This is a genomic window from Armatimonadota bacterium (assembly GCA_016789105.1).
In the GTDB taxonomy this organism is placed as follows: domain Bacteria; phylum Armatimonadota; class Fimbriimonadia; order Fimbriimonadales; family Fimbriimonadaceae; genus UphvI-Ar2.
Genome location: JAEURN010000002.1, coordinates 61,373 through 73,878 on the forward strand (window position 1 = coordinate 61,373; position 12,506 = coordinate 73,878).

General features: G+C 59.1%; 12 protein-coding genes. 6 read left to right on the top strand and 6 right to left on the bottom strand.

Annotated features, from left to right (window positions below):
* Positions 1–50: 50 nt before the first annotated feature.
* Positions 51–803, top strand: a complete 753-nt coding sequence (locus JNM28_01130) for a hypothetical protein (GenBank protein ID MBL8067029.1) — start codon at positions 51–53, stop codon at positions 801–803.
* Between the two features lie 37 nt (positions 804–840).
* Here JNM28_01130 and JNM28_01135 read toward each other — a convergent pair whose 3' ends face one another.
* The 4 genes from JNM28_01135 to JNM28_01150 all read right to left on the bottom strand — a co-directional run bounded on the left by JNM28_01135 (position 841) and on the right by JNM28_01150 (position 4,925).
* Positions 841–2,646, bottom strand: a complete 1,806-nt coding sequence (locus JNM28_01135; GenBank protein ID MBL8067030.1) for a M56 family metallopeptidase — start codon at positions 2,644–2,646, stop codon at positions 841–843.
* Positions 2,643–3,017: a BlaI/MecI/CopY family transcriptional regulator gene (locus tag JNM28_01140; GenBank protein MBL8067031.1), complete on the bottom strand. Its 375-nt coding sequence runs from the start codon at positions 3,015–3,017 to the stop codon at positions 2,643–2,645. The genes JNM28_01135 and JNM28_01140 overlap by 4 nt, the downstream gene beginning before the upstream one ends.
* Before the next feature lie 69 nt (positions 3,018–3,086).
* Positions 3,087–3,905 (bottom strand): hypothetical protein, encoded by an 819-nt coding sequence (locus JNM28_01145; protein MBL8067032.1) that lies wholly within the window; start codon positions 3,903–3,905, stop codon positions 3,087–3,089.
* A 75-nt stretch (positions 3,906–3,980) separates the two neighbouring features.
* Entirely contained in the window at positions 3,981–4,925 is a 945-nt protein-coding gene (locus tag JNM28_01150; GenBank protein ID MBL8067033.1) for a prepilin-type N-terminal cleavage/methylation domain-containing protein, read from the bottom strand.
* 156 nt (positions 4,926–5,081) lie between these two features.
* Between JNM28_01150 and JNM28_01155 the strand changes: the two genes are divergently transcribed.
* Genes JNM28_01155 through JNM28_01165 form a run of 3 tightly spaced genes read left to right on the top strand, consistent with a single transcriptional unit; the run spans position 5,082 to position 8,195 of the window.
* Positions 5,082–5,435: a hypothetical protein gene (locus tag JNM28_01155; GenBank protein ID MBL8067034.1), complete on the top strand. Its 354-nt coding sequence runs from the start codon at positions 5,082–5,084 to the stop codon at positions 5,433–5,435.
* 3 nt (positions 5,436–5,438) lie between these two features.
* Complete coding sequence (locus tag JNM28_01160) at positions 5,439–7,820, top strand: hypothetical protein (GenBank protein ID MBL8067035.1); 2,382 nt, start codon at positions 5,439–5,441, stop codon at positions 7,818–7,820.
* Positions 7,821–7,838: 18 nt separating this feature from the next.
* Positions 7,839–8,195 (top strand): hypothetical protein, encoded by a 357-nt coding sequence (locus tag JNM28_01165; GenBank protein MBL8067036.1) that lies wholly within the window; start codon positions 7,839–7,841, stop codon positions 8,193–8,195.
* Between the two features lie 4 nt (positions 8,196–8,199).
* Here the strand turns inward: JNM28_01165 and rmuC are convergent, their stop codons facing one another.
* A complete protein-coding gene (rmuC, locus tag JNM28_01170; protein ID MBL8067037.1) occupies positions 8,200–9,615 on the bottom strand; it encodes a DNA recombination protein RmuC in 1,416 nt (471 codons plus the stop codon).
* A 66-nt stretch (positions 9,616–9,681) separates the two neighbouring features.
* Here rmuC and prpB point away from each other — a divergent pair, with 66 nt between their 5' ends.
* Positions 9,682–10,569 (top strand): methylisocitrate lyase, encoded by an 888-nt coding sequence (gene prpB / locus JNM28_01175; GenBank protein MBL8067038.1) that lies wholly within the window; start codon positions 9,682–9,684, stop codon positions 10,567–10,569.
* 106 nt (positions 10,570–10,675) lie between these two features.
* On the top strand, positions 10,676–11,824 hold the full coding sequence (locus JNM28_01180; GenBank protein MBL8067039.1) for a citrate synthase: 1,149 nt from the start codon (positions 10,676–10,678) through the stop codon (positions 11,822–11,824).
* 31 nt (positions 11,825–11,855) lie between these two features.
* On the opposite strand, the gene JNM28_01185 is transcribed toward JNM28_01180, so the two are convergent.
* The gene (locus tag JNM28_01185; protein ID MBL8067040.1) at positions 11,856–12,494 is read right to left on the bottom strand and encodes a hypothetical protein; all 639 of its coding nucleotides are present in this window, start codon (positions 12,492–12,494) and stop codon (positions 11,856–11,858) included.
* Positions 12,495–12,506 lie beyond the last annotated feature (12 nt).

A 12,506-nucleotide genomic window follows, 5' to 3' on the forward strand; every position in this document is an offset into this window, starting at 1 on the left:
ACAATGTGGGTGTTCGCCGGGCAGTGGTTCGGCAATTGGAGTGGATGCAAATGAATATCAAACCAGCATTGGCCTTTTTGGCCCTTCTTGCAACGGCAGTTGCCAGCGCCCAACTCAGCTATCACGGCGCAATGAACGATCGACTGACTATTGGCGGCACGGCGGTGGGGAACTACCCCCTCTTCATCGACTCCAATTTCGGGACGCCGGTAGCCACGTTCACCTCGGATGGCATCGATTCCATGCAGGTCACACCGAGCGCAAACGTTGGCGCTTTCGACAGCCGGAATGTCTATTACAGCTTCTCCACCGACAACACGCCGGTGCGGTTCAATTCCCTGGAAGCCACATTCGACGGCAAATTCGTTTACGGCGGGGGGGCGGGAACGGATAGCCTGGATGCCTCGCTTTATGGGGCCGTGCTCCTCTACCAATTCGAAGACGCCAACAACAACAACACTTACGAGTTTGGGGAAACCAGTTTCCTCGCCCTTTCAACCGGGGCCGTCCAGCTGGCCCATCTCACCGGCAACGGCCTGCAGGTTTACAACCACACAATCGCCACGACTCCCAACTACATCCTTGGTGCCAATTCCCACTGGTTTGTTTTGCTGCAATCGTTTGTCCAAGCGAGTGGGTCAGTCGGCGCATCTAGCCCGGCCGTCGTGCTGACAAATGAATACAACAAGAACACATGGGACGGCAACACCGTCACCATCAACCACGAGGCGGTGCCCGAACCAGCTACCCTTGCCTTGGCGCTCCCCGCTTTGGCATTCTTGAAGCGGCGCAAAAAGTCCTGACAGCTCATGTGGGGCCAGGTCTCCCTGGCCCCACCCGTCATTGCGCACAGGGCAAACCGGAAATGTCCAGCCGCAGAACGGGGCGTTCTTCCATCACAACCGCGGCCACATCCTTCCCGTCAACATAGGCGCGCCAAGTTTCCCGCATCGAAGCCCGCTGATCCACCATGAACTGTCGTGTGGCTTCCCGGCGACCATCTTTCATCACAAACACGACCCTCCGGTCCGTTGCCCCCCTGTCGATCACTTGCCAATCGTAACTGAACTCGAATGGCGGGGTGCTCGGTACCATGATCTGCCCGTAATCGACCAAGAACTCATGTTCCGCCAAGTCGTTGCGGCTGATTTGATCCATTTGCCGGAACTTCAATCCTTTGAATCCGGCGATCCGCCCTTGTGGCACCCCGCCCAACTCCATCCGGCCAACCTCTTGCCACGGCGAACGCGAATACACGAGGTCTGTCAGCCCCCGAGCGACGTTCAGGCTGTAAATCATCGTGGAAACCCGGCCATCCCAGGCGACCGCATTCCCATTTGAGAGGGAGTACGCCCGGTCGCCCTCGATCGACGGCCATCCGTCGATTTTCGCCGTCAATAACACGTTGCCGGATTCGATGCTCCCCTGGTAGAGGCCCAGTTCCTCGGTGTTCTGAACCCAGCCTCCAGCAGGGGTCCACCTCATCAGCTTTCCATCCCTCATCTGGACGAGGCTCTCAACCTGGCAGGTGAACCCGTCCCGATCTTTGGCCCGGAACCTGTTTTGGGGCGTCAATTCCAGAATCCGCTGGTAAGGCTTTGTTCCCGCCACAGATTGCATCCCATAGCTACGCGCGCTCAACCCGATCATCAGGCCGAGCAGGGACGCGAGAAAAATGCCGGCCACCACGCCGCGCCGCCCCCAATCCTTGCTCTCGAGGCGGCCATGCAAGATTTGCGAGACCCGGGATTTGAGCCCGCCCGATTCAACCATGGGCAGGGCGGTTCGGGGAACCCCCGAGACTTCCCGGCCCAGCCGCAGGAGCAGCTCGGCATAAGCGATCCGGTCGCCGCCGTGCGCCAACACAGATTCGTCGGCGGCGCGCTCTGCCAGGTTGCGGATCAATCGGGGCAGAGGCCACATCCAAGGGAAGCACCAACCCAAGCAGGCCAGCAGGGCAGCACCCAACGTAGCAAAGCCGTGACCCTTGCGCAAGTGGGCGACCTCATGCCTCAAAGCCAAGCGCACCTCTTGCTCCGGCCAATCGATGGCCGCAGATGGCAATACGATCCACTTCGGAGCCAAAGACCACGGCACCGTCGCCGAGTCAGACAAAGCCAAGAGGCATTCCCGACCCTTCGCCGGCGACTGGTCGACTTCGCCTAGAATTTCCAAAATCCAATCAGGGGCGACGCGCGAACATCCAAGGGCCTTGCGGGCTCTCAGGGCAAATGCCGCGACGGAGAGAACCCCCACTGCCATCCCGCCGATGTAGAACCAGGTCGCGTCTCTTGGCGGCAAGTATTTGGCCCGCTCCGCATCGGTTGCCCGCATCCAATCACCGGGGCTCTTCACGGCCTGCGCGTCCGATAACGCCCACACGCGTGCCGAAACTTTGTCGTCGATTTCGGCGCGGCTGGGACCGTATTTGAATACCGGTGGCCCTGGGACGAAACTGGCATTCCCCACTATTCCCACGACCTGCGATCCAAAAACCCCGCAACCAACCAAACCCAAGGCCAAACCCATCTTCCCGCGGGCGGAAATGCCAGGCAAGGCCAACGCAACCCACAAAAGCAAGCCGACCGCACCGGCAAACAGCCCCATCGCAGGAACGGCCTCCATAATCGCGCTCCACCAGTTCACTCCGTACCCTCCTTGGCCCGGGCGATCAGGGCTTCGAGTTCGGTGATCTCGGCCTCGGTCAGGCGTGTGCGGTCATCCCCCAACAAGCTGAGGGCGGCGGCCCCATGACTCCCGCCAAAAAAAGCGTCCACCACCCGGCCCAACATCCCTTTTCCTGCCGCCTTTGGGCTTTCGACCGGGAAATACACATATTTGCCGTCAACCTCCTCATGGCGGAGATGCCCCTTTTCTTCCAGGATCCGCAGTTGGGCCCGAATGGAACTATAACTCGGCGGGTCGGCCAACTGACCGATCACATCCGAAACCGTCGCTCGGCCAAGCCGATAAACCGATTCCATGATCTGTTGCTCCCGTTTGGAAAACCGTGTCATGCTAAAAATCTAGCACAAGCAGAACCGATTTGCAAGGAGTTGTGCTAATTTTTTAGCAAAACTTCCAGATCACTCCGGTTTCGGCATTGTTTTCAGGGATTTGCGGAGCGAATTGATCTCTTCCGCGTAAAGTGCTTCCCTCTTTTTGTCGGCCACTTCCACCTTGTGGGCGTCTTTGATCGGCTTTCCTTGGGCGTAATCCATTTTCTCCGACTCACTCATCCCCGCCGCCTTCGCCGCTTCTTCAACAAGGTCGGCGACCTTGGAAGCCAGGTCCGTTTGAAAGGTGTCGTACCAAGCCGCAAAGGCATCCAATTGTTTTTGGGTTGCCTCGACCTTCGCTTGATCCTTTTTGGATTTCCAGAACTCGATTTCGCTCTGGTACGCCTTGCGCACCACCCCTGCCCCGTTCAAAACCGAGAGGCTGCAGACCGGTTCGGCCTGGGCAACTCGGTAACCCATTTTCCGGACTTCTGAAAAGTATTCAGGCGCAATGTCCGGGAAGCTTGCGAACTTCTCGGTAGAGAATCCGACTTGGCGAACCCGGCCAAGAGTCGGCATCGAATCCGTGGGAGGCGGGGCCGTGACATAGATCACCACCTTTTTCGCCCCGTTCCCAGTTTTGATCGCCTCCAGGGCTCCGGCGAAATCCTTGTCTTGTACTTTCAACCAGGATTCCAGGTAGTCCGAATACCCGTTGGCAGGGTCAGCTTTTTTGGCAGCCTGGAGCGCAGCGGCCGCGCCCGGCCGATCCGACGCCCCCTTGTCGTAAAACGTTTGGTAGTTGTCGGCAATCCCTTTATTGATCTCAGGAGGGTCGGCAGGCCCACACCCGGGGATGAGCAAGGCGCAGGCAAAAACGGCAACGGCAATCGGGATTGGTTTCATCTGGGTATTCAAAAACGGTGGCCCGGGCCTCGCGAACAAAACGCGGGGCCCGGGCCGAAAATCAACCGGCTTGCATCACCACTTCCGGTTGGAAAGGGTGGTGCAAGTCGTGTCGCCCTTCGGGCAGTAGTTGTTGTCCGGCGTTTCCGGGAACGAATAGATGCCGCGCTGTTGGTACTCCCACATGATGTTCCGTTGGGCTTTCGTCGTCCCATCCGGATTCTTGTAGTCGGTGTCCTTGACAAACTTGGCATGGCCGTCGGTGAACGTCCAGTTGCGGCCGTTGCCATAACGTCCGCCCCGTTCCCAGCGGCCAGTCCCGTTACCGTTGTTGCCGTAACCCGGCGCGATGTACCAACCAGCAAAGACGCCGCCGCTGGCCAACCGGGCAGATCCGACGTCGGCCGTGAACACGACGTTAGCCGGGTTCACGATTTCGGTCAGGATGCGACCCTTGTCCGTCGTCGAACCACGGGGGGCGTCATAAGCGCGTGCCAAGAAGTAGTTGCCCGCATAGCTGACCGGGAACGCCTTAGCCATCGCACCGGCAACGGGTGCCATTCCCGTGTATGCGCCCTGGATGCCGAATGCCACGAGTTGGGCTTCATAGCAGTACGAACCTTCTTTGCCCCACACGCCCTTGTCAGGGTCAGCCGGGTCTTGAACCAGCTGTAGGTTCTTCATGTACGGTTGGTTGGCAAGCGGGAACGCATAGACGCCGCTCCAAAAGGCATCGCCAACGCTGGCGCTGGTGAGAGTGTGGATCTCGGCCGGGCGTTGGCAAGGGCCATCCCAACCGGTTTCGGGAAGAGTGTCGTCGTAGTCGCCGGCATACATCTGGGTTGCCAGGGCGATCTGCTTTTGGTTGGACAGGGAGTTGGCCTTTTTGGCAGCTTGCTTCGCTTGGGCGAACACAGGGAAGAGAATGGCGGCAAGGATCGCGATGATGGCGATGACAACGAGCAACTCGATCAACGTGAATGCCGAGCGGTTGCCCATGGAATTTCCACGGATTTTCATGATTTTGGCCTTTTGCCCAACTGGCTGAGGGTACGGCCGAAGGGCACTCCCCAATGCTCTATCGCTACGGTTAACGCCCCGTTAATTCTCGCGGAAAACCCAAGATTCCATGCTGAAATTTCACATCCACTTAACATTCGTTTCCCTGAATCAACCATGCTCTTTTCGAAATCGCTCCGTACCGCCGTAATCGGCACCCTGGCCCTTGCCGTCCTGGCCAGCTGTGGACAGGCAAAGCCGCCGCCCGACTCCGAAATGACTTCCGCCCCCACCGGGCTTTGGACTGGGCAGTCGGACACCAACCTCAGCCTGGACATCCAAGCCGATGGATCGATCAAACTAACAGCAAACGGCCAAGAGACCTTTGGCACCTGGAAGAAAAAGGACGACCACACCTTGACCATCGAGTTGGGTGGCCAAACCCAGGACTGTCCCTTCACCCGGAAAGACCTGAACCTTGAAATCCAATTGCCGGGCCGCGAGAAATCTGACACCTTCTCTCAAATGTGAATCATGAAAACCAACGCCGTCCTTGTTGCCGTCTTCGCCGGGGCTCTTGCCACCGCCGGAACCGTGTTTGTCCAGTCCAAGCCGGTCACCTACCTCCCGAGTGGATGGAAGCTCCAGCCGCTCGGCCAGACCTCTCAGACTGGGAACCTGATGGCAGGGGGCGAATTGAGCCCCGACGGCAAATGGCAAGCCTTCGTCTCTGTTGGGCAAGGCACCCACAGCCTGTATATCGTCGACCAAACCACCGGTGCCACCGCGAGCAAAGCCAGCATCCCCGCGGGCTGGATCGGCATGGCTTGGTCGCCAGATAGCCGCACCGTCTATGTCAGTGGCGGAACCAGCAACTCCATCGTTCCGTTTGCCGTCGATGGCGCAGGCCTGGCCACCCGCCAAGATCCGCTCAAGATCGAAGGGTTCACCGGTGCCAGCGGGTGGTTCAGCGGGCTCGCCCTCGTCGACGGAAAGCTGTTCATCGCCAGTGCCGCCAGCGACGCATTGCTGAAGATCGACCCGGAAAATGGACAAACCTTGGCCCGGCTCGACTTTGAACCAACCGCCAGCCCATTCGACGTCGTGGATGGCAAAAACGGCAAACTCTATGTCTCGCTGCAAGGGTCGGGCCGCATCGCGGAAATCGATCCCGGCGAACTCAAAGAAACGGCGACCATGCCCACTGGCGCTCATCCGAACGACATCCTCGTCCAAGGCGATCGGTTGTTCGTCGCCTGCGGCAACGAAGACACCGCCGAGATTTTCGACCTCTACACTCTTAGCCGCGAAGAGAGGGTCAATGTCCGCCCATGGCCCGACGCCCCCGCCGGTTCAACCCCAGACGCCTTGGCCCTGGATGCCAAACGGCAAATCCTTTATGTGGCCCTGGCCGACAACAACGCCGTCGCCCAAATCGACGTTTCAACCCGGGGTCATGCCCACATCCAGGGCTATATCCCGACAGCCCACTACCCGTGTGCGCTGGCCGTTCTCAAAGATGGCAGCCTTTTGGCATCGGCCGGCAAAGGGTTTGGCACCGGCCCCAATGGCAACACAGACAAAATCGATCCGGTCGCGCCCCAGGGATACCCCTATATCGTCAGCTTGATGCAAGGAACGTTCAGCCTTGTCAAACCCCTGAGCCAACAAGAATTGGCCAGCGCCACAAAATCCGTGCTCGCCCTGGCCAAATACCGCCCCAACGTCGAAAACCAACCGGCGGGTGCGCCCAAACCCGGTTCCAACCCCATCCCCAGCCGGCTTGGCGACCCTTCGCCGATCAAGCACGTGCTTTACATCATCAAAGAGAACCGCACCTATGACCAAGTCATGGGCAACTTGACCAAAGATGGCAAGCCCTATGGCAACGGCGATCCGAAGCTCAACCTCTTTGGCGAAGATGTCGCCCCCAACCACCGGCAATTGGCCCGTGACTTCGTGCTCCTCGACAACTTCTATGCCAGCGGGGAGGTCAGCGTGGACGGGCACCACTGGTCAAAGGGTGCCTATGTCCCCGAGTTTATGCAACGGACCTGGCCCCAGCAATATAGCGGGAAGCCAGCTCCAAGGCTCAGCCCCAACCTTTCCACCCCGCCCAACGGCTACATTTGGGACCGCGTGCGGCTTTCGGGTAAGTCGTACCGCACCTATTACTACCACACGACCGACCGGGCCAACACCGATTGGGCGGCCGCCCGCCGCGCCGGGGCCAGGGACTACCAGTACGTTGAGATCTTCATCGACGAATTCCACAAATTTGAACGGGAAGGCACCATGCCCTCGTTCATGGTGATGGCGCTCAGCGAAGACCACACTTCTGGGACAAGGCCCGGGGCGGCCACTCCCCAAGCCGCCGTGGCCAGCAATGACCTCGGCCTTGGCAAAATCGTGGAAGCCATCTCCAAAAGTTCCCTTTGGAAGGAGTTCGTAATCTTTGTCGTCGAAGACGATGCCCAAAACGGCCCCGACCACGTGGATGCGCACCGCACGGTGTGCCAAATCATTTCTCCTTACACAAGGGGGCGCGGGATCGACAGCACCCACTACACGACGACCTCCATCCTCCGGACGATCAGCCTGATCCTTGGAACCCAACCGATGACCCAGTTTGATGCGGCGGCAACCCCGTTCTATAACGCCTTCCGCAACCAATTGGATCTCACGCCGTACCTTGCGCGGACGCCCAAACAGGATCTCTCCGCCAAAAACCCGGAACGCGCCCCCAAAGGGCTCGTCGATACCATCGACTTCTCCGAGCCCGACCAAATGGATATCCGGCAAGAGCAGGCGCTCAACCGGGACATCTGGCAAGCCGTCAAAGGCGATGAGCCTTATCCAGGAACCACCCGGCGGTTTGGACAGCCCAAGAGAGTCGAAGATTCTGACGGCGACTGATTCGGATAGAATCCGGCAATGAAAAATTTGATCGCCATCTTCGCCCTGGTTGCCGTTGTTGCCCTGGTAGGATGCGCCCCGCCGGAACCGGAAGGCAAACTCGGAGAGGCGGCACCTGCCACCGGTGGGGAGTCCCCAGCGGGGAACCCGGCCGGATCGGCTGACAAGGGTTCCGCACCTGCGGGAGGTGGCGACACGGGCGTCCAAATCCATGGCGCCGGTGCCGGCGGGATGGCCCCGGTTACCGGAACTGAAAACCTTCAGGGCTCCGGTGGCGGCGGGGGCGGAGTCGGTCAAGCGGCAAAATCCCAGGCTCAAAAAGCCGCGGCCAGTGCATCTGGCGGGACAGCAACCCAAATGGGCGACGGCGAATAACTGCCTAGTCCAGGCTCAACTGTCCGCCTGATTCCGGCAGGGCGCCAAAGTCAGCCGCCCGGAGTTCCCTTTCGGAGAACTCGACCACCGCCGTCTCGTTGACTTCCTCTTTGACCGGAAGCCCGGCATCGGCCATCCGTCGGGCTTTGGGGATCACGTGGCGGTCCAACGACCCCCCAAACTTGTTGTAACTGACCCCGACGGCGTTGATCTTGCGGCCCAGGTCGTCGTAATAGCCTTTCATCGTGACCAAGGCATCGTAGAGGTCTTTGCCCCACTTTTGGATGTTTTGCGCCTCTTTGGCCAACTTTTCTTGCCGCCACCCATAGTTGACCGCCTTCAACAATGACAGGAGGGTGGATGGGGTCGCCACGACGACATTCAGGTTCATGACGTCTTCGATGAGCCCCGGACGCCCTTCGACCGCCATGCGGAAAGCCGATTCGCTAGCCATGAACATCACGACATAATCCGGCGCGGATTCCAATTTGGCGTAATCCTTCTTGTTCAGGCTTTTGGCGTATTCCATCACCTTGTTGGCAACCGCCATCGACAAAGCCTTCCGGCCGTCTTCATCAGCGGCTTCCATCGCTTCCAAATCTTGGATCGGCACCTTGGAGTCAATCACCATCGTGCGTCCGCCGGGCAGGAACACCTGCATATCGGGTCGTTGCACGCCGTCCGTCCCTGCAATCGACTCTTGGGCCACGTAATCAACCCGCTCCTGCATTCCGGCGAGTTCGACGATCCGCTTGAGCTGGACTTCCCCCCAGCGGCCGGCACTCCCAGCGCCCTGGAGGGCCGAAATCAATTTGCCCGTCCCGCTCGCCAATTGCTTGATCTGTTCGCCCAGCGAACTGGAATCCAGTTTGCGTTCCTGGTCCATTTTCTGATTGAACTCCTCAAGCCGCTTCAGTTCCTTTTGTACCGGCTGCAGCAGGTTCTCGATTTCCGCCCTCTTGGCTTTGCTGGCTTCCTCGTCGTGGTCGCGGTACCGCTTGATCAGTTCTTCGGTGCTTTTGCTCAAAGCCTCGCTGCTCAGCACTTTAAAGCTTTCTTTCAAGTTCGATTCCATCGACTTGATCTCTTTGATCTGCTTTTCAAAACTGAGTTCGCGCTCGTCCAATGTGGCCTTCAGCGTGTTGAGTTCAACGTCGCATTCGTGGTAGCGCTGGCGGAGTGCCTCGCGCTCTTCCACGGCTTGGTTTAACTCCAATTCAAGCTGGAGGATGCGGTCGCTGCGGCCAGAGGCTTCGGCTTCGGCTTTGGTGCGATCCGTCAAGAGACCCTCAACCCGTAAGCGCAGGGCCTCGGCTTCGGACCGCAGCACCCCATCCTTCCCGCGGAGCAAAAACCAAACCAAACCTGCCCCAACCAACACACCGCAAACGGCCGCAACCACGATTGCTATAGCATCCACATGTCTAGTATGACTGCAAGCCCACACTTGCAGTACTCGTAATTCTCCCAAGGGTAACCTCGCGCCATGCTCCACCCCCCGCTGAAGTCTCCCGGCGCCAAACTCCGCGACCTGTGGCAAAGCGGGATCGTGACCATGCCCGGGGCCTTTAGTGCCCTCACCGCTTTGGCGGCGTACAAGCAGGGGGCCCAGGCGGTCTACCTGAGCGGGGGGGCCATCACCAACAACGTCACCGGCCTGCCCGACATCGCCGTCATCACGCCCGAGGAAATGTCCGGCACCGCCGCCCGAGCCTGCCAAGTGGCGCCTGTTCCCATCATCTGTGACGCCGACACCGGTTTTGGCGACGTGTGGAACGTCGCCCGAACAGTCATCGAAATGGAAAGGGCCGGGCTTGCCGGCATCCACTTAGAAGACCAAGTCTCACCCAAAAGGTGCGGGCACCTGGATGGCAAAGACGTCATCGAGCGGTCGGCAATGGAATCGAAAATCCGGGCGGCCGTCGCCCACAAATCCGATCCGACATTCCTGATCGTCGCCCGGACCGATGCCCGCTCGGTCATGGGACTCCCCGAAGCCATTGAGCGGGCCAAAGCCTACGTGCAGGCCGGAGCCGATGCCATCTTTCCCGAGGGGTTGGCTTCCGAACAGGAATTCTCCGATTTCCGAAGCGCCTTGCCCGAGGTGCCGCTGCTGGCCAACATGACGGAATTCGGGAAAACACCATTGATCTCCTCCGCCCGGTTCAACGAACTCGGATACCAAATGGTGATTTTCCCCGTCACCGCCTTGCGCGTCATGCTCAAATCGGTCGAGGAATTCTATGCCGACTTATTGGCAACCGGCACTCAAGCCGGCTGGATCGACCGGATGCGGACCCGGCACGACCTATACGAAACCATCGACTACTCGACATTCAGCGCCCGCGACCTTGAGTTCAACAATCCCGGTTGACCGGGATCCTGCGAGAGGACCCGGCCCAATCTGAGCCTAGGTAAACTGCCCCCAAGAGAGGGCCGAGGCCCAATCCGGCCACGCCGGACACGCGAGATTCGAGACAATGAGCGAAAAAACGTATCCCGACTACAGCCCCGGACTGCAAGGTGTCATCGGCGGCATCACTTCCATTTCCAAAATCACGGTCGAAAAAAGCCAACTCGAATACCGCGGTTACAACGCGCACGACCTGGCAAGCAAAGGGTCGTTTGAAGAAACGGCTTTCCTGCTGATTAAGGGCCACTTGCCCACCCAGGCCGAGCTCGACGAATTCAACGCCACCCTGGATGCCGAGCGGGAAATCCCCAGCCAAGTGGTCGATGCCCTGCGGGCCTGTGCCCCCGGCACCCACCAGATGGATCTTCTCAAAGTGGCCTATAGCGCGCTCAGCGGCTACGACCCGGATTACAACCAAGAAGACCCCACCGACCACGAAGCCAACGTCCGCAAAGCGATCCGCATCGTCGCCAAGGCGCCAACCATCGTGACCGCTGCCTACCGGGTTGCCAACGGCAAAGAACCCATCGCACCGAAAAAGGGGCTCAAAACCGCTGCCAACTTCCTCTACATGCTCCACGGTGAGGAACAGGATGATTACACCGTGCTCGTCATGGATGCCTCCTTGACCCTGTATGCCGAGCACACGTACAACGCCAGCACCTTTGCCTGCCGCGTTTGCGTCGCCACCCTCAGCGACCTCTATAGCGGGATCGTCACCGGCATCGGCACGCTCAAGGGCCCCCTCCACGGAGGAGCCAATGAAGAGGCCATGCGCATGCTGATGGAAATCGGCACACCGGAAAATGCCGAACCCTGGCTGCGCGACGCCTTGGCCACCAAAAAGAAGATCATGGGATTTGGCCACCGCGAATACAAAGTCGGTGACGGCCGCGCCATCTACCTCACCGAAGTCGCCAAGGAAATCGGGCGGCGCAAAGGCAACACCAACTGGGGCGACATCGCCGACATCATGGAAAAGATCATGCGGGAAGAAAAGGGCATCTACCCCAACGTCGATTTCCCCGCTGCCTACGCCTATTACCTCCTCGGCATCCCCATCGACCTCTACACACCCATCTTCGTGATGGCCCGCGTCAGCGGGTGGTCTGCCCATGCCATCGAACAGCTGGACGACAACCGGCTCATCCGGCCCAGCTGCATCTATGAAGGTGCCAGCGACCTCGAATACCCGCCAATCGCAACCCGCGGCTAATCCCACATGAGGGCATCCTTGCGTTTTATCGTCAAAGCGCAAGGATGTCTGGATGAGCACAAAGCAACTGGCGGATTTCGTTGACAAACCCGCGTCGTGAACTCAGCCCTTCGGCGAACGTGGTGAAAAACGTGTCCACAAATTCTTTTTGCCATTTGGCATAGGCCGGGCACCGGTCGCTTGGTGGCAAGTCTGTACGGTGCGAGTGATAGCTCCAACTCCCGCAGCCACTCGCGCACAACTTTTCGACGTCAAAGTCGAACTCATAAAGCAACCGGCCGTTAAGCCGCTGGTGGGGCGTCAGGATGCTTTTGTAAGGGTTTTCCGGATACTCCTTCAACAAGCGCTGGGGCCAGTTTCCGTGACCCTGGCTGGATCGCCAAGGGCGGTTGAGCACCAGGGCATCCAACCCTCCCTCCACCGCTTTGAACTCGGCATTTCCCATGTTGTTCAAAAGCCACCTGGCCAAGCCCCGGTGCCGGCTGAAGAGCGGGGCGACGATCCGAGTGACGTTGTTTCCTTCGAACCACCTCGTCGCCTTTTCAAATATCGACTGGGCAAATTTGAGCGAATAGATCGGCCGACCCCAGATGTAATGCGTGAACATCAGTGTGCAACCCGAACCCGCATTCAACTTTTTCAATTCGTTGTCGCGAACCGTTGAGACCATCTCAGCAGAATA